This is a genomic window from Paenibacillus sp. J22R160 (assembly GCF_059692135.1).
This window is the reverse complement of sequence record NZ_JCAUAU010000002.1, coordinates 469123-486047: the sequence shown is the minus strand read 5'-3', so window position 1 is coordinate 486047 and position 16925 is coordinate 469123. Positions and strand designations below refer to the sequence as shown.

Genomic DNA, 16925 nt, shown 5'->3' with positions numbered 1-16925 from the left:
CGCTTTAAGTGAGTGAAGTCCCAACGACTGGACTGTAAGAAATGATAGTTCCAGGGGCATATTGCTCTTTTAAATAATCCTGTGGGTTACAGCTGTACAGCCTAACAATACGTGCTTGAAAGCCGCTAATTGGCTCAATCTGCATCATTATTCCACCCTGGTCAATATCCATGAATTTGGGCTCATACGTATCTGCCCCTTCAAAAATCACTTCCATCGGCACAACCGAGTAATGAATCATTGTACAATGCCACCGCCCATAGCTGCTTTCTTGGATTCAATACGCTTGTTGAGTTCTCGAATGGCATCGCCGATCCCTCCGACTTGGTTGATTAAGCCGTATTTTACAGCATCCTCTCCAATCACCGTTGTCCCGATATCTCTGGTCAGCTCCCCCGTTTTAAACATTAACTCTTTAAACTTTTGTTCCGTTATATTGGAATGTTTCGTTACGAATCGTACGACACGTTCTTGCATTTTATCTAGATACTCAAAGGTTTGTGGAACACCAATAATTAACCCGTTTAACCGGATCGGATGAATCGTCATGGTCGCTGTTTCTGCAATAATGGAATAATCCGCTGAAACCGCTATGGGGACGCCAATGCTGTGCCCTCCCCCTAGAACTAACGCGATCGAAGGCTTCGAGAGGGTGGCTACCATCTCTGCTATCGCTAGCCCAGCCTCAACATCACCGCCAACTGTATTTAAGATGATCATGACGCCTTCAATTTTTGGATTCTGTTCCGCGGCGACCAATTGTGGGATGAGATGCTCATATTTCGTTGTTTTGTTCTGCGGTGGGAGAACGATATGGCCTTCCACTTGTCCGATTATCGTAAGACAAAAAATATTCGATTCACCCGAAATCGTATTGGTTTGGCCTAATTGCTGAATATTCTCGAGGATCGGATTTTTTTTCCCTTCCTCTGTCCCTGGTTCCTGCTGTTTCGTCGGTTCTGTTGATGATGCCACAATAAGTCCCCCTTCATGTTTGACTAACAATCCTTACATGCATGGATCATAATCTCCCATAGTATGAATATTCTTGGTTCCTTTCATGCATCATTTCTTCTTGAGAAGCAACTGAAAAAAGCTCCCTCCAGTGATGGAGAGAGCTTTGCTATTTGCATAGGTTCAAGTGACTGTTCGAGCCTAGACTTCCATGATAATTGGAAGGATCATTGGTCTTCTTCTGGTTTGTTCATATAAAAAGCGTCCTAGAACATCTTTTACGTTAGTTTTTAAAGATGCCCACTCATTTACATTTTCATTCATTAATTTCGTTAAAGTATTGGTAACGATTCGATTGGCTTCTTCCAAGAGGCCCTCTGATTCACGTACATAAACGAATCCACGAGAGATAATATCCGGTCCGGATAAGATTTTGCCATCTTGTTTACTGAGAGTAACGACAACTACAAGAATACCATCCTGAGACAGTAACTTACGGTCACGCAACACAATGTTGCCTACATCTCCGACGCCCAGTCCATCAATCAGAATGTTGCCGCTCTGAACCTTGGATCCTTTGCGTGCAACCCCATTTTGAATTTCTACCGTGTCACCGATATCGCACATAAAAATATCTTCTTTCGCCATACCCACAGACTCCGCAAGGATACCATGTTGACGCAGCATGCGATATTCACCGTGAATTGGAATAAAGTATTTCGGCTTCATCAAATTGAGCATAAGCTTCAATTCTTCTTGACTGCCATGACCTGATACGTGTACACCGGTTACTGAACCTGGTCCATAAATGACATTAGCGCCAATACGGAACAGTTCATCTACGGTACGACCTACATCACGTTCATTCCCTGGAATCGGCGTAGCTGCAATAATGACCGTATCACCTGGTAAAATATCAACTTTACGGTGGGTGGAACGCGCCATTCTTGTAAGTGCAGACATCGGCTCGCCTTGGCTTCCTGTGGAAAGAATGACAACCCGATCAGCAGCAAGCTTGTTCACTTCTTCAGGCTCAATCAACATGCCATCCGGAATGTTCAAGTAGCCTAATTCGCTTGCAATCGATACCACATTTACCATGCTTCGACCTATGACGGTAACTTTACGATTCGTTGCAGCCGCTGCATCAAACACCTGTTGTACACGATGAATGTTAGATGCAAAAGTTGCAATGACAACTCTCTGTTTAGCTTTACGGAACACTTCTTCAATCTCAATGCCCACACTGCGCTCTGAACCTGTGTAACCAGGTCGTTCTGCATTGGTACTGTCAGAAAGCAAGGCTAGAACGCCTTTCTTTCCGATCTCTGCCATACGGTGCAAATCGGCGTATTGATCATTAACAGGAGTTTGATCAAATTTGAAATCCCCTGTATGAACAACGACGCCTTCCGGCGTATCCAGAGCGACACCGACAGAATCAGGGATACTGTGATTGGTTTTGAAGAATGTTGCTGTAATCGTGCCTAAGGAAAGCACAGAATCCGCATTAATGAGGATTCGGTTCGTCGTACCGAGCAAGTTTGCTTCCTTCAGCTTCGCCTCAATGAGACCCATTGTAAGCTTAGTAGCATACAGTGGAACATTAAGGTGCTTAAGCACGTAAGGTAAGCCGCCGATATGATCTTCATGGCCGTGAGTTATGATAATGCCGCGTACTTTATCCCGATTCTCCGTTAAGTATCCGATATCTGGAATGACAATATCAATTCCGAGCATGTCCTGCTCAGGAAACTTCAAACCACTATCAATGACGATGATATCGTTCGCATACTGAACACAATACATATTTTTTCCGATTTCGCCCACGCCGCCAAGAGCGAAGATCAAAAGTTTATCAATATTTTTTTTGGACAAGAATATACCTCCTTCTAAGATTGGACGACGAATTTTAAATGAAAAACCGAACTAGTCACTTGCAACCATTATACATGAAAAAAAACAACAAATACAAGTTAATACCGATTACAATAGCTTCCCCAAAAAAAGAAAACCGATGCCGGAGCACCGATTCATTAGGCGTTATCATACAAAAAGTGATTGGATGAATTGTCCTTCTTGCTCGGATACGCGAACTAACGGAAGTCTCACGCCCCCTGTTTGAATGCCTTTCAGTGCAAGAGCATGCTTAATTGGTGCAGGACTCGGAACACGGAAAATACCAATAAACACAGGGTGCAGCTTACGATGAAGCTCTGCCGCTTGCTGAATGTTACCTTCTAAATAATACTTTACCATAGATTGCATTTCTTTTCCAATCACATGACTCGCAACGCTAATAATTCCATGACAACCAACGGATATTGCTGGCAGGGCATTGCTGTCGTCCCCGCTATATACTAGAAAACCAGGGGCTGCATCGTTAAGAATACGGGTTAATTGATCCGTGTTCGCACAATCCTTGGTTGCCACTATATTCGAAATGTGGGAAAGGCGAATTGTTGTTTCAGCATCCAAATTGACACCAGTACGTCCCGGTACATTATAAAGCATGATACCAACCTTTACGGATTCAGCAACTGCTTTAAAATGCTGGTACAGCCCCTCTTGTGATGGGCGGTTATAGTAAGGAGCAACGATGAGTAAAGCATCGACTCCGAGTTTCTGGGCCTTTTGGGAGAAATGGATGGTGTGTGCAGTGTCATTGCTTCCAGTGCCTGCAATGATTTTGCAACGACCTCGGGCATAACGAACGGATAGCTCGATAAGCTTCAGCTTCTCCTCTTCAGTTAATGTAGGCGCCTCACCAGTGGTCCCACAAATTACGAGGCTATCAGACTGCTGCTCTTCGATCAAATAATTGATTAGCGGTTCTACTTGGTCCCAGTTGACTTGTAATTGCTCGTCAAACGGAGTGACCATGGCTGTGATTACTCTTCCAAAATCCACCGTCTGCACCTCCTCAATCTCATATTCATTTATTTAAACCAAATTTATGATGTAATGCTTTAACTGATTTAATCATATCTTCACCTTGAACAAGCACCCAAATCGTTGTATTCGAATCGGCTGATTGCAGGATCCGTATGTCTTCTACCGTTAAAGCCTCTACAATATGCGCCATAATACCCGGCACACCGTTCATACCCCCGCCAATCACGGATACCTTTGCACATCCACTTAAAGCATGGGGTTCATAACCTTGGCTCCTAAGCAGCTTAACTGCACGCTCGGCCTCGTGATCGAATACGGTATAAACAACTGCCGAAGGATTCACACTGATAAAATCAACACTGATCTGGTTCTGCGCCATCGTTTTGAATACACGAAGCTGCAGATCAAATTGCCCCTCAACGGCGGCCACATGAATTTGCGTAATATTCGTAAAATGGGCAATCCCCGTAACAAAGCGGTCTTTCACTTGATTCAAATCATGCGGGATACTGTCTGAAGCTGTAACCAAAGTGCCTAATTCCTTCGTGAACGTGGATCGCACCCGGATCGGAATATTAGCGTGCATAGCGACTTCTACGGCACGCGGATGAATCACTTTGGCGCCATTATGCGCCATATTGCAAATTTCGGCAAAGCTCACGCGAACAAGCGGTTTAGCGTCCTCTACAATTCTTGGATCCGCTGTCATTATCCCATTCACGTCGGTGAAAATATCAACAATTTCAGCTTTCAGTGCTGCTCCTAATGCAGTCGCTGATGTATCACTACCTCCGCGTCCCAGCGTAGTCAGCTCATCCTCGCTTGTTTTACCTTGAAAACCAGTAACAATAACAACCATGTCTTGTTCCAGTAATTCTAAAATACGGTTAGGCTGCATGGCAACGATCTTAGCGTTACCGTGCACATCATTTGTCAAAATGCCAGCTTGCCCACCCGTCAAAACTGTTGACCGTATGCCTCTAGATTGCAATAAGCTGCACAAATGTACCGCAGAAATTAATTCTCCGCAGCCCATTAGCATATCGAGTTCTCGCGCTGGCAGCCCTTCCCCGTTCTTACGAACAAGGTCTATAAGCGTGTCAGTCGCATAGGGTTCGCCTTTGCGTCCCATCGCAGAAACAACAACAACTAATTTGTAATCATCAATTAGTGCATCTTGGATATGTCCAATAACGTGTTCTCTAGCTTGTGCGGTGGAAAGCGAGGTACCTCCGAATTTCTGTACAAGGATTCGCATGAGTTTCCCCCATATTCACTGCAACTTGATTGCAGTTATGCTGATTATTGTTCTATAGCAATATATTCAGCAATTTGCACAGCATTCCAAGCAGCGCCTTTGAGCAGGTTGTCAGAAACAATCCACATATTCAGTGCTCTTGGGTTGCTCAAATCGCGGCGTACGCGTCCAACAAAAGTTTCCAACTTACCCGCTGCATCTGTCGCTAATGGATATTGCTGCTCAGCAGGGTTGTCAACTAACACGATACCTGGAGCATTCGCAAGCAATGTTTTCACTTCTTCTACGTCGAAATCTTCCTTCAATTCCACGTAAACGGACTCTGAGTGACCATAAACAACAGGAACACGCACACAAGTGGCAGTCACTTCAATGGACTCGTCACCCATAATTTTTTTCGTTTCAAGAATCATTTTCATTTCTTCATTGGTAAACCCATTGTCGAGGAATTTGTCGATTTGGGGGATTGCATTAAAAGCGATTTGGTGTTTCACCGGCAAAGAGCCCACTGGCAAAATTTCCGGATTCGCATCGTTTCCTGCAAGTACCTCTTTCGATTGTCTCAACATTTCATGAATAGCTTTCGCGCCCGCTCCAGAAACAGCTTGATACGTCGACACGATGATACGGGAAATGCCATAACGATCGTATAACGGCTTCAATGTTGCAACCATCTGGATCGTGGAACAGTTCGGATTTGCAATGATACCTTTGTGCTCGTTGATTTTGTCAACATTCACTTCTGGAACAACCAGAGGTGTGTCCGGATCCATCCGGTATGCACTTGTGTTATCAATACAAATTGCGCCCGCTTTAACCGCGTGCGGAGCTAATGCTTTAGTAACGTCGCCGCCAGCGCTAAACAAGGCAATATCTACACCTTCAAAGCTATTAGGGGTAGCTTCTTGAACGGTTACATCTTGGCCTTTGAAAGGGATCTTTACACCTGCTGAGCGAGCGGAAGAAAGCAATTTTAATTCATTGATGGGGAAATTCCGTTCTTCTAATAGACGGATTATTTGTTCACCTACTGCACCTGTTGCTCCGACGACTGCAATGTTGAAAAGCTTCTGGTTGGACATGAGCTGGTCTCTCCCCTTCAAGAATTATATATGAATTAGTATTGAAATCTCTCAATAATCATGGGTTGCAACTGCTTGCCATCCAACGCAGATTCACAAGCTTCCATAATCAAGTCCATGCGAGCCACCAACGAATTTGGCTTAGCTCCAGGTGCATCTTGACCAAAAGGAACAAAATAAATGTTCTTTGTAATCAGAAGCTTAGCGATATTCATCGCATTTAGACCCAGTCCGTCATTAGTTGAAATAGCTAAAACTAGCGGACGTAAGTTCCGCATTTGCGCTTTGGCTGCCATAAGTACAGGGCTTTCTGTCATTGCATTTGCTAGCTTGCTAGTTGTATTTCCTGTGCACGGCGCAATAACCATCACATCAAGCAACTTGGATGGACCTAGTGGTTCTGCATCTACAATTGTCGAAATGATGTTGTTGCCTGTTATGTCCTTTAACTGCTGCTGCCAATCTGCCGATTTACCGAAGCGCGTGTCCGTTGTCATGATCGTATTGGATACAATCGGAATGACACGTGCACCTGCATCTACAAATCTCTGAATTTGAGGCATTACCTCTTCCAGCGTACAGTGAGAACCGGTTAACGCGTAACCGACTGTTTTCCCTTGCCAATTCATTCCACATCGCTCCTGTCTCTGAAGTCTTCCTCGATCAGCTGACTTAATGTGTTAGCCATGATGCGGCCAGCTGTTTTGGGGGCGACGATGCCAGGTAATCCGGGCGCCAGCATCGCTTTGATGCCTCTTTTTTCGGCAAATCGGAAGTCCGTTCCGCCGGGTTTAGAAGCCAAATCGATGATAAGCGCGCGATGTGGGATATTGGTAATAACTTGCGCTGTGACTATCATAGTCGGAATTGTGTTAAAAAGCAAGTCAATATTCCCCACTTCCGGATACAGATCTTCCGTATAAAAAGGCTGAAAACCCATCTCCCACGCCCTTGCGAAATGCTCTGGTCTCCTTACCCCTACCTTAACGGTAGCCCCTAAACCTTGCAGTGTTTTGGCCATGGTGAAACCCGTACGACCAAAACCTAAAACCATACATACAGAACCATGAATTGTAATATCCGTGTTCTGTATCGCCATCATCAGAGCGCCCTCAGCTGTTGGAATAGAGTTGTATATCGCGACATCGTCCCGATCAAATAACTCCACAACGCCGATGCCATGTGCGGCACAAAGTTTTTTCAAATAACTTTTGGCCATTCCCGTGTACACTTTGGCATGCTTCGGCAGCGAAGAAATATGAGCGTCCGTTAATCTCAACTCTTCGCTTGAAAAAATAGATTCCACTTGTCCCGAATCATCCGTACCTACAGCCGGCAAAATAAGAACATCAACAGTTTGAAGCAGCACGGGATCTAGTTTCGCATTGGAAACACCGCTAAATTGCCTCCCGAGATTGTCAAAACCGAATAATGTTACTGTCGCATCAAGCTCGGTAAATTTCTGAATTACTTCTAGCTGCCGGGCGTCTCCACCCATGAAAGCAACCGAAATCCCAGTAAGCATTCTTTGCTTACACCCCTTTCTCGGTCCGTTTCGATACGTTATAGTATGCGTTCGCCTAAGGATGGGTGCCACTGCTTTTTGAAACAAAAAAGAACCCCTTTTCAGAGGTCCTTCCTTCTACTTATTATCGTCCCGTGTGACCGAACCCGCCAGAGCCCCGCTCCGTTTCCGTCAACTCGTTAACTTCCACTAAATCAATCTGTGGTACAAGCTGAAAAACCATTTGTGCAATGCGTTCATTTCGCCCAATCGTGAACGCTTCCTGTCCAAGATTGATCAGCAGTACTTTCACTTCACCGCGATAATCTGCATCGATTGTTCCTGGTGAATTCAGTGTCGTAATGCCATATTTATAAGCTAATCCGCTACGTGGCCGAATCTGAGCTTCTAGCTCTGGTGGCATGCTCAATGCAAAACCAGTAGGAATGAGACGACGCTCGCCTGGAGCAAGAATAACAGGTTCGCTTACAGCAGCATGAAGATCAAATCCACTTGCAGCTGCAGACATTTTCTGAGGCAAAAGGATATCTTCCTGCCCGGAGACTCTTTTTATTTGGACATCAAACTTAGAGAGAGACAAGCTGATCCCTCCTGAAGTTGCTAATCACATCATCGGAATTCCCTACCATAGAGAGAGCGAAAGGCCTTGAGAATAACGTTTTGGTTAATGCTTGAATGTGCTCCATTTGTACACTATCAATACGCTCAAGCATCTCATCCAAACTGTAATGCTTGCCGGTCATCAGCTCATTTTTCCCAAAACGGTTCATTCGGCTGCTTGTACTTTCAAGGCTAAGAATTAAGCTGCCTTTCAGCTGTTCTTTCCCTTTTTTCAACTCGGACTCTAACATGCCCTTTACCGCAATATCATGCAGCAGCTCCATTGTGACTTTCAGTACCTCTTCTGTTTGTTTAGGGGCTGTACCTGTATATATAGTAAACATGCCGCTATCGATATGGGAAGAATGATACGAATATACCGAGTAAGCTAAGCCGCGTTTCTCACGTATTTCCTGAAATAGTCTGGAACTCATGCCCCCGCCGATCGCGTTATTGAGCAGCACCATAGGGTACAGGTTTTCCTCTTGTAGCGAGAGACCCGGCAGTGAGAGGCAGATATGATTTTGTTCTGTTTTTTTAGCATGGAAAATCAATTCACCAAGAAAGTCCGGCGCATCATAACTCGTTTCTGTACCCGTTTGTGTGAATCCCCCGAAATGCTTCTCAATCAGTTCACGAACACTGTCATCAATATTGCCAGCAATACTAAGTACTGTATTCTCCGTATTATAATGTTTCTTCATATAATTACGAAGATCATCGGACTTCATTTTGGATAAATTCTCTGCAGTACCGAGAATCGTATAGCCTAATGGATGAGTTCCATATGAAGCTTTCGCTAACAAATCATGGACCAAGTCGTCAGGTGTATCTTCGTACATAGAAATTTCTTCATAAATGACTCCCTTTTCTTTCTCCAGCTCCCCTTCATCAAAGGAAGAATTGAAGAACATATCGGAAAGCACATCCATAGCTAGCGGCAAATGCTCATCGAGTACTTTGGCATAATAGCACGTATACTCTTTGGAGGTAAATGCATTGACATTCCCGCCAATTCCATCAAATATCTCTGCAATATCTTTTGCTGAATGGCGTTCCGTTCCTTTGAACAGCATGTGTTCAATAAAGTGCGAAATGCCGTTTTGTTCTTGAGACTCATTACGTGAGCCAGTCTTCACCCAAATTCCGAACGTGACCGATCGAAAAGTAGGGATTTGTTCCATAACCACTCTCAAGCCATTATGTAAGCGATATTTGATCACTAAGTTTCCTCCTCAAAATGAAGCCCCGTAAAGTCCCATTTCCAAATTATACTTCCTCAGTCTAACAAAAATGCGCGAGCGACTCAACTTTGCTGGTTGTCCGCCTATCAGTTGACTATTTGCTTCGCTTCTTCTACCCGTTTTGAGGAAAGCAGTTCCGTTACCGTCCCCATTGTTAATCCCTTATTTTTAATCATTCGGATCATCCCTGGCAGAGCATCTCGGGAAGAAGGCGTAGGATGCATCAAAATGAGTGAGCCTGGCTCAACACTAGTGGATAGCCGCTGCAGAATGCGGTCAGCCCCGGGGTTTTTCCAATCAATCGTATCAAAAGTCCATAATACTGTCTTTAAATTCAATTCGGCAGCTACTTGAACCGTTTCTTGTTTAAAATAGCCCGAAGGCGGCGCAAAAAGTGTGTTGTTCACTCCTAACTGCTGCTTGAGCAGTTGTTCGGTTTTGGAAATTTCGTCCACAGCCTTGCTTCGGGTAACATTCCTCATATCCTTATGTGAATAAGCATGATTAGATAATTCATGACCTGCATTCTGGATGGTTTTCGCCATCTCTACATTCTTATTTAACCATGAACCATCGAGAAAAAATGTGGCGTGCACATTTTCTTTGCGAAGCGTCTCTAATATGCTCGGTAAATACTCATTACCCCACGCAACATTGATCATAAAAGAAACCATTGGCTTTTTGGGATTGCCTTTATAGATAGGGTTTGGCCCCAGATCATCTAACTGGATACTAGGAGAAACTTCTTTCATGACGTAATTGATTTTGCCAGGTGTCAACTTGTGTTCAGCAAGTTTAAACGTTTCAGCAATATCGACTTCTAGTCCGTTATAGCCGGGGATTGCTTTCCACACAGGATCTATTTTCGCATTGATAGGAGCAATTTTACGCTTTTCCGCTTCTTGTGTAATTGTATCTAATAAATTATTACTTTTAGGCGGATTAGATGGCTTTGATCCAACTGGGTCCATAGCGAAAACTGGAAGAGCTTCTTCGTCCTCCCAATCCGTCCCGAGTACATAGGGACTTTGTCCACTTTTCACGGACTGAATATAGGCACCTACATTAGGGATAGTATCTAAGGCAAGCATAATCATAGCAAAAAAACTTCCCAATAGAAGCCACTTCTTGTAGCGCATAGACTAGTCCCCCTTCTCCTCATGTCCTGAGTGTATGCAAAAAGGGACAAGAGTAGAACTGGGCATGTCCGTGTCTAGCTGAATAGCAAAAAAGAGACAGATTGATCTGACTCTTTATCCATAACTCAACCTATGAAAAAGGGACTTCACAAGTCACTCAGCCCTAAGTTTGAGCCGGGACTTGCGAAGTTAATGTAGCTTTGCGAGAAAGATTTACTCTGCCTTGTTGGTCAATCTCAGTTACCTTCACTGTGATTTGATCACCAACGTTAACGACATCTTCGACTTTTGCTACGCGTTCTGTGGAGATTTGAGAAATATGAACCAGTCCTTCTTTGCCTGGCAAAATTTCAACGAAAGCTCCGAATTTCTCTACGCGTTTTACAGTACCAAGATACGTTTCACCGACGATAACTTCACGCACAATACCTTCAATAATGGAGCGTGCTTTTTCGTTCATTGCTTGATTAGAAGAAGCAATGAAGACACGACCGTCTTGCTCGATATCAATTTTCACGCCAGTTTCTTCGATAATTTTGTTGATGATTTTACCACCAGCTCCGATAACATCACGGATTTTATCTGGGTTGATATTCATTGTCAAAATTTTCGGCGCGTATTCGGAAAGAGTTTTCTTCGGTTCTGAAATACGTGAAACCATTTTGCCTAAAATGTGCAAACGTCCTTCTTTGGCTTGCTGCAAAGATTGCTGCAGGATGCTGCGATCGATACCATCGATTTTGATATCCATTTGAAGCGCTGTAATACCTTCTGCTGTACCAGCAACTTTGAAGTCCATATCGCCAAGATGATCTTCCATCCCTTGAATATCGGACAAAATCGAGAAATGATCGCCGTCTTTAATCAGACCCATCGCGATACCAGCAACTGGTGCCTTAATTGGAACCCCAGCGTCCATAAGCGCTAATGTACTTGCACAAATACTTGCTTGGGATGTAGATCCGTTGGATTCCAACACCTCAGATACAAGACGAATCGTGTAAGGGAATTCAATTTCGTTAGGAATGATCGGCTCTAAAGCTCTCTCCCCTAGCGCACCATGTCCGATTTCACGACGACCCGGCGGACGAAGCGGTCTTGCTTCACCTACGGAGAACGGAGGGAAATTATAGTGATGCATGAATCGTTTCGTTTCTGTAAGATCCAAGCCATCTAGAATTTGAACATCGCCTAATGCACCCAATGTACAAATGCTCAACGCTTGTGTTTGTCCACGTGTGAACAAGCCTGAACCGTGTGTACGCGGCAGCAAATCAATATCGCAGTCAATCGCGCGAATTTCTTCTAATTTACGTCCATCCGGTCTTACTTTATCATGTGTGATTAAACGGCGAACTTCTTCTTTGACGATATCATAAAGAGTTTCTTTAACATCGCCTAACAACTCTGGTGTTTCAGCATATAACGCTGTAAAATGCTCCACTGCTTCTGCATTCACAATATCAATTGCCTCTTGTCTTGCATGTTTCTCGGAAATTTTGATAGCATCGACTAATCTAGCCTGCGCGAATTCGCGAACTGCTTTGTTGACTTCAGCGTCAACCGCGTGGAGTTTAACTTCCATTTTCGGCTTGCCTGCAATTTCAACCAATTCTTCAATAACAGCAACAATTTTGCGGATTTCATCATGACCGAACATAATAGCTTCGAGCACAACGTCCTCGGATACTTCATTAGCGCCTGCTTCAACCATCATAATGGCGTCTTTCGTTCCTGCGACAGTTAAATGAAGATCACTTTTCTCTGCTGTCTCACCCGTTGGGTTGATAACAAATTGACCATCCACACGTCCAACAATAACGCCACCAACAGGGCCATTGAAAGGAACATCAGAGATGGCAAGAGCAGCGGAAGTCCCGATCATTGCCGCGATTTCTGGTGGACACTCTTGATCCACGCTCATAACCATGGACACGATTTGTACATCGTTACGAAAGCCTTCTGGGAAAAGCGGACGAATCGGACGATCCGTCAAACGGCTCGCAAGAATTGCCTTTTCACTTGGGCGACCTTCACGTTTGATAAATCCGCCTGGAATTTTACCTACGGAATATAGTCTTTCTTCATAATTGACAGTCAACGGGAAGAAATCCAGGTCTTTCGGTCCGCTGGATGCTGTAACTGTACTTAGCACAACCGTGTCGCCATAGCGAACAGTAACTGCTGCGTTGGCTTGTTTGGCAAGTCGGCCCGTTTCAAGAATGAACGGTTTGCCGCCAAGTTCCATTTGTACCCTTTTCTCCATAAAATCCTCCTAAGGAAATTTCTTATTCATTATGTTTCTTGATGCGCATTCACAGAAAAGGAGGTCAATAACCTCAAACTTTAGACTCCGTATGTATTCAAAAAATTGCCTAGCACCTGAGTCATCCTCTATTTCTGCGTTGTGTCTAGTATTTCCTTCTTTTTCCGTTTTAAAAATACAAGAAAAAGCAACCTCGTTGCCACTCTCTGCGCAAGCTTTATCAAGCCCAGCAAAGGAGCAACAGGTTGCTTCTCATTGTCGGTTTTATCGACGCAAACCAAGCTTCTCGATCAAAGCACTATAACGGCTTACATCTTTGTTCTTCACGTATGCTAGAAGCTTACGGCGTTGTCCAACCATTTTAAGCAAACCACGACGGGAGTGGTGATCTTTCTTGTGTGTACGAAGGTGGTTCGTAAGGTTAACAATGTTCTCTGTAAGGATTGCTACTTGTACCTCAGGTGAACCCGTATCGGTATCATGTACCTTGTGAGTTTGAATCAGTTGTGTTTTGCGCTCTTGAGTTAATGCCATGATTGTTCATCTCCTAAATTCTATTGTATCCCCGTAAGCCTAGAAATCGCCGATGATAGCGTCTATCCAAGCTAAGGTTCATGCCAAAGGAATTGTCCTTTGGGCAACGTTAATCAGTATACCATAATCGCATAGTAGAAGTAAATGCTTGGTTCTAGATAGGCAACTATAATTTATTTTTTGCAGCTTCCGCATCGACCTTGATTTGCGCGATCAACTCGTCAATGGACGAAAATTTACGCTCTGGACGAAGGAAAGCAATGAGTTCAACTTTCATGTGTTCGCCATATATTTGCTCGGAGAAATCAAATAAATGTGCTTCAAACGATGGCTTCAATTCTCCTGTTGCGAAAGTAGGCTTTACACCAATATTCATGACGCCTCTATAGGTTTCCCCTTTGATAGAAGCTTTAATCGCATACACGCCGTTTGTAGGGATAACATAAGTCTCATCCAATTGCAGATTAGCCGTTGGAAACCCTAACAGTCTTCCGCGTTTTTCTCCATCTACCACGATGCCGCTAATGCTGTAGGGACGACCAAGAAGTCTAGTAACTGTGTCAATATCCCCTTGTTGCAATGATTCACGAATGAGTGTAGAACTAACTTTTTCGCCGTCCATTTGAAAGGGTCTCACCACTTCTACAGAAAATTTCCCATGACTCAATTCACAAAGCGAATCCGGGTTGCCTTTGCCTTGATAGCCGAAAGTAAAATCAAAACCGCAAATGACACTGTTCACACCAAGCCGATCCAATACTTGATCCACGAATAGTTCCGGGGACAGCCGCATTAGCGAAGCGTCGAAGGTAACAATGTAGGTATGATTGACACCCAGCGAGGCAAATATCTCCATCTTCTCCTTCATTGGTGTCAAGAGATCAATGTATTTATCCTGCCCCATTACCGATCTAGGATGCGGATGAAAGGTCATGATCGCCGTTGGAAGATCAAGCTTTTTGGCGGTAAGTAAGGCTCGTCCAATGACCTCTTGGTGTCCCAAATGTACACCATCAAAATCACCTATAGCCACTACCTGCTCTCCTACAAAAATGCGGGGAGCATCAAAATCAATGGGATATGATATTGGTATTATTTGCATATAAGTTCAATTCACCTATCCATTTCAACCTGTCCCTGAATGTAATGGGTTAAAGAAATACTTTTGAAGGGATCAGGATTTGGCTAGCGCTTATCCATTCAAATAGCCCTAGAAACCGTTTATCGGGAGAATAAGCACGGAGCAAGGTTTGTGAACCTGCTGCTGCACCTGTTATGCGACTCTCAGACACAGAAATCCTTTTTCCTTGCTGGGCATTGATGGCTTCTTGTTCGGAAAGCTCAACAGCAGGAATATGGGAAATGGCTTGATCCATAGGAATCATTCGGTCTTGTAACTCGCCTTGGGCTTTCAATTCTTTGATTTGCTCAAAGGTTAAACACTGTTCCTGGCGGATACTGCCTGTGGAAGTCCGAATCAATCTTCTCATAACCGCAGGATACCCTAAAGCTTTACCAATATCAACACATAAAGTTCGAATATAGGTCCCTTTTGAGCAAGAAACACGAAAATGTATTTCCGGATGCTTTTGCTGTAAATCCATATGAAGAATGTCTAACTGATGGATGGTTACTTTACGAGATTTCCGCTCAACTTCCTTACCTTCCCGGGCTAGTTCATAAAGCCGTTTCCCATCGATCTTAACGGCCGAGAACATAGGAGGAGTCTGTTCGATTTCTCCAACAAAGCGAAGCAATGCCTCGCGGACAACCGTTTCATCCAATTGTACAAGAGAAACTTCCTCCAACACGTTGCCAGTCATATCTTCCGTATCTGTTGAAAGGCCGATTCGAAGGATTGCTTCATATTCCTTCGGCAGTTCCTGTATATATTCAACCATCCGGGTTGCACGACCAATGCAAAGCGGCAGAACGCCTGTCACTTGCGGATCTAACGTTCCAGTATGGCCGATACGTTTAATTCCAAGTATACCTCTGACTTTGGCTACAACATCATGAGATGTGAAGCCTTCCGGTTTCCAAACAGGCAAAATGCCTTCTAGCGTCATATCAGCTTACTCCCTACTTCCTGAACCATTCTTGCTACAGCTTCTTCAATTGTTCCTTGGATTGTGCAGCCTGATGCACGCACATGACCGCCTCCACCAAGGGATTGAGCGATCGCTGCAACATCGACAAGTCCTGAAGAACGAAGACTTACTTTAATTACACCGGGCGCTTTCTCTTTAAATAGCATACCCACTTCGACGCCTTCTACATTACGAGGATAGTTCACGAGCCCATCTAAATCCTCACTAGACGCCCCAGTAGACTCTAGATCAGCTAAAGATACTGCGAGCCATGCTAGTTTGCGTTCATGGGCGAAGGATAGGGTTGATAACGCCTTCTGAAGAAGAACAATCTGCGAATATGTCACTCTCTCTAAAACTTGCTCTGCAATTTCGGAGCCCTGCACACCTAATGCAAGCAAAGACGCTCCAATTTGCATGACTTCCGGTGAAGTATTCGAGTAACGAAAACCGCCTGTATCAGTAAGTAACCCGGTGTAAATGCAGTTTCCAATAGCCAAATTCAAGTTCATGTTCATATGTATGGCTAAATCATACAAGATTTGAACAGTCGCGGCTGCATCATGCTTAATCAAATGACACGAGCCAAATCTATCATTGGTCGGGTGATGATCAACATTGAGCAGCAGGGCTTGTTCATCAAAAAGAGTGCTGACCCTACCTATTCTGGAGAAATCAGCACAATCAACACTTATTATGGTCTTGTAACGTCTACCCGGTATTTCTTTGCTATAATCAAGTACCTGATCGCTTCCCCATAGATAGGAGAATTTAGAAGGCATAGCGCCTTCATTTATCATGGTATATGTCTTTCCAAGCTGGCCCAGAAGCCAACCCATCGCGTATGTAGAGCTGGCGGCATCCCCATCCGGCTGGATGTGAGATACCACCAAGAAATCATCATGCTGCTCGATAAACTTAGCTGCTGCTTCCAGCTGCTGGCTGTATTCGGTGGCATGCATCATTCTGTTACTCATACATTTGGATTTCCTTCCTGGTTTAGCTTATGAAGCAAGTTCTCGATATGACTGCCGTAATCGATAGACGCATCGAACTTGAATTGCAATTCCGGGATCTTCCGTAACCGAATTCGTTTGTTAAGCTCAGAACGGATATAACCGGAACCTGCAGAAAGCGCCTTGAGAGTGGCCTCTTTCTGTTCGTCCGTACCCATAACGCTTAGAAACACACGCGCTAAGGAAAGATCATTTGTTACTTCAACACCCGTAACGGTTAGGAAACCAATTCGCGGGTCTTTTAACTCAGATTGAATGATTTGGCTTATTTCTTTCTTAACTTGCTCGCTAACTCGACCTACACGCACTCTAGCCATTTGTT

At 44.2% G+C, this 16925-nt stretch carries 17 protein-coding genes; all 17 read right to left on the bottom strand.

The annotated features are described in order from the left end of the window. Positions 1-4: 4 nt before the first annotated feature. The 17 genes from AC58UW_RS05820 to rbfA all read right to left on the bottom strand — a co-directional run bounded on the left by AC58UW_RS05820 (position 5) and on the right by rbfA (position 16920). Positions 5-241 carry a YlzJ-like family protein gene (locus AC58UW_RS05820; RefSeq protein WP_497419734.1) on the bottom strand — a complete coding sequence of 79 codons (237 nt, stop codon included), beginning with the start codon at positions 239-241 and terminating at the stop codon, positions 5-7. Continuing rightward, positions 238-978, bottom strand: coding sequence for a ClpP family protease (locus AC58UW_RS05815; RefSeq protein ID WP_497419997.1), 741 nt, complete (start codon positions 976-978; stop codon positions 238-240). Before AC58UW_RS05815 ends, AC58UW_RS05820 begins: the two co-directional genes overlap by 4 nt. 177 nt (positions 979-1155) lie before the next feature. Then, on the bottom strand, positions 1156-2832 hold the full coding sequence (locus AC58UW_RS05810; protein ID WP_171685943.1) for a ribonuclease J: 1677 nt from the start codon (positions 2830-2832) through the stop codon (positions 1156-1158). Positions 2833-3000: 168 nt separating this feature from the next. Then, the gene (gene dapA, locus AC58UW_RS05805; protein ID WP_497419733.1) at positions 3001-3864 is read right to left on the bottom strand and encodes a 4-hydroxy-tetrahydrodipicolinate synthase; all 864 of its coding nucleotides are present in this window, start codon (positions 3862-3864) and stop codon (positions 3001-3003) included. A 25-nt stretch (positions 3865-3889) separates the two neighbouring features. Then, positions 3890-5107 carry an aspartate kinase gene (dapG, locus tag AC58UW_RS05800; protein WP_497419732.1) on the bottom strand — a complete coding sequence of 406 codons (1218 nt, stop codon included), beginning with the start codon at positions 5105-5107 and terminating at the stop codon, positions 3890-3892. Positions 5108-5151: 44 nt separating this feature from the next. After that, entirely contained in the window at positions 5152-6189 is a 1038-nt protein-coding gene (locus tag AC58UW_RS05795) for an aspartate-semialdehyde dehydrogenase (RefSeq protein ID WP_497419731.1), read from the bottom strand. Positions 6190-6224: 35 nt separating this feature from the next. After that, positions 6225-6818 carry a dipicolinate synthase subunit B gene (locus AC58UW_RS05790; protein ID WP_127450986.1) on the bottom strand — a complete coding sequence of 198 codons (594 nt, stop codon included), beginning with the start codon at positions 6816-6818 and terminating at the stop codon, positions 6225-6227. Next, the gene (gene dpsA / locus AC58UW_RS05785) at positions 6815-7714 is read right to left on the bottom strand and encodes a dipicolinate synthase subunit DpsA (protein WP_497419730.1); all 900 of its coding nucleotides are present in this window, start codon (positions 7712-7714) and stop codon (positions 6815-6817) included. Before dpsA ends, AC58UW_RS05790 begins: the two co-directional genes overlap by 4 nt. Before the next feature lie 124 nt (positions 7715-7838). After that, entirely contained in the window at positions 7839-8294 is a 456-nt protein-coding gene (dut, locus tag AC58UW_RS05780) for a dUTP diphosphatase (RefSeq protein ID WP_497419729.1), read from the bottom strand. Further along, positions 8281-9537: a M16 family metallopeptidase gene (locus AC58UW_RS05775; RefSeq protein WP_497419728.1), complete on the bottom strand. Its 1257-nt coding sequence runs from the start codon at positions 9535-9537 to the stop codon at positions 8281-8283. The genes dut and AC58UW_RS05775 overlap by 14 nt, the downstream gene beginning before the upstream one ends. 107 nt (positions 9538-9644) lie before the next feature. Next, complete coding sequence (locus AC58UW_RS05770) at positions 9645-10697, bottom strand: polysaccharide deacetylase family protein (RefSeq protein WP_497419727.1); 1053 nt, start codon at positions 10695-10697, stop codon at positions 9645-9647. Positions 10698-10860: 163 nt separating this feature from the next. Further along, positions 10861-12963, bottom strand: a complete 2103-nt coding sequence (gene pnp, locus AC58UW_RS05765; RefSeq protein ID WP_497419726.1) for a polyribonucleotide nucleotidyltransferase — start codon at positions 12961-12963, stop codon at positions 10861-10863. 264 nt (positions 12964-13227) lie between these two features. Beyond that, a complete protein-coding gene (rpsO, locus tag AC58UW_RS05760) occupies positions 13228-13497 on the bottom strand; it encodes a 30S ribosomal protein S15 (protein WP_029195252.1) in 270 nt (89 codons plus the stop codon). A gap of 166 nt (positions 13498-13663) precedes the next feature. After that, complete coding sequence (locus tag AC58UW_RS05755; RefSeq protein ID WP_497419725.1) at positions 13664-14599, bottom strand: bifunctional riboflavin kinase/FAD synthetase; 936 nt, start codon at positions 14597-14599, stop codon at positions 13664-13666. Between the two features lie 49 nt (positions 14600-14648). After that, complete coding sequence (truB, locus tag AC58UW_RS05750) at positions 14649-15566, bottom strand: tRNA pseudouridine(55) synthase TruB (protein WP_497419724.1); 918 nt, start codon at positions 15564-15566, stop codon at positions 14649-14651. After that, on the bottom strand, positions 15563-16564 hold the full coding sequence (locus AC58UW_RS05745) for a DHH family phosphoesterase (RefSeq protein ID WP_497419723.1): 1002 nt from the start codon (positions 16562-16564) through the stop codon (positions 15563-15565). Before AC58UW_RS05745 ends, truB begins: the two co-directional genes overlap by 4 nt. Next, the gene (gene rbfA, locus AC58UW_RS05740; RefSeq protein WP_497419722.1) at positions 16561-16920 is read right to left on the bottom strand and encodes a 30S ribosome-binding factor RbfA; all 360 of its coding nucleotides are present in this window, start codon (positions 16918-16920) and stop codon (positions 16561-16563) included. The genes AC58UW_RS05745 and rbfA overlap by 4 nt, the downstream gene beginning before the upstream one ends. Between the last annotated feature and the right edge of the window lie 5 nt (positions 16921-16925).

What these genes read in the sequence shown, in the direction of transcription:
- truB (WP_497419724.1), bottom strand. Translation starts at nt 15,566, where the DNA reads ATGACGCTAGAAGGCATTTTGCCTGTTTGGAAACCGGAAGGCTTCACA.
- dpsA (WP_497419730.1), bottom strand. Translation starts at nt 7,714, where the DNA reads ATGCTTACTGGGATTTCGGTTGCTTTCATGGGTGGAGACGCCCGGCAG.
- AC58UW_RS05795 (WP_497419731.1), bottom strand. Translation starts at nt 6,189, where the DNA reads ATGTCCAACCAGAAGCTTTTCAACATTGCAGTCGTCGGAGCAACAGGT.
- pnp (WP_497419726.1), bottom strand. Translation starts at nt 12,963, where the DNA reads ATGGAGAAAAGGGTACAAATGGAACTTGGCGGCAAACCGTTCATTCTT.
- AC58UW_RS05745 (WP_497419723.1), bottom strand. Translation starts at nt 16,564, where the DNA reads ATGAGTAACAGAATGATGCATGCCACCGAATACAGCCAGCAGCTGGAA.
- dapG (WP_497419732.1), bottom strand. Translation starts at nt 5,107, where the DNA reads ATGCGAATCCTTGTACAGAAATTCGGAGGTACCTCGCTTTCCACCGCA.
- AC58UW_RS05755 (WP_497419725.1), bottom strand. Translation starts at nt 14,599, where the DNA reads ATGCAAATAATACCAATATCATATCCCATTGATTTTGATGCTCCCCGC.
- rpsO (WP_029195252.1), bottom strand. Translation starts at nt 13,497, where the DNA reads ATGGCATTAACTCAAGAGCGCAAAACACAACTGATTCAAACTCACAAG.
- AC58UW_RS05790 (WP_127450986.1), bottom strand. Translation starts at nt 6,818, where the DNA reads ATGAATTGGCAAGGGAAAACAGTCGGTTACGCGTTAACCGGTTCTCAC.
- AC58UW_RS05820 (WP_497419734.1), bottom strand. Translation starts at nt 241, where the DNA reads ATGATTCATTACTCGGTTGTGCCGATGGAAGTGATTTTTGAAGGGGCA.
- rbfA (WP_497419722.1), bottom strand. Translation starts at nt 16,920, where the DNA reads ATGGCTAGAGTGCGTGTAGGTCGAGTTAGCGAGCAAGTTAAGAAAGAA.
- AC58UW_RS05770 (WP_497419727.1), bottom strand. Translation starts at nt 10,697, where the DNA reads ATGCGCTACAAGAAGTGGCTTCTATTGGGAAGTTTTTTTGCTATGATT.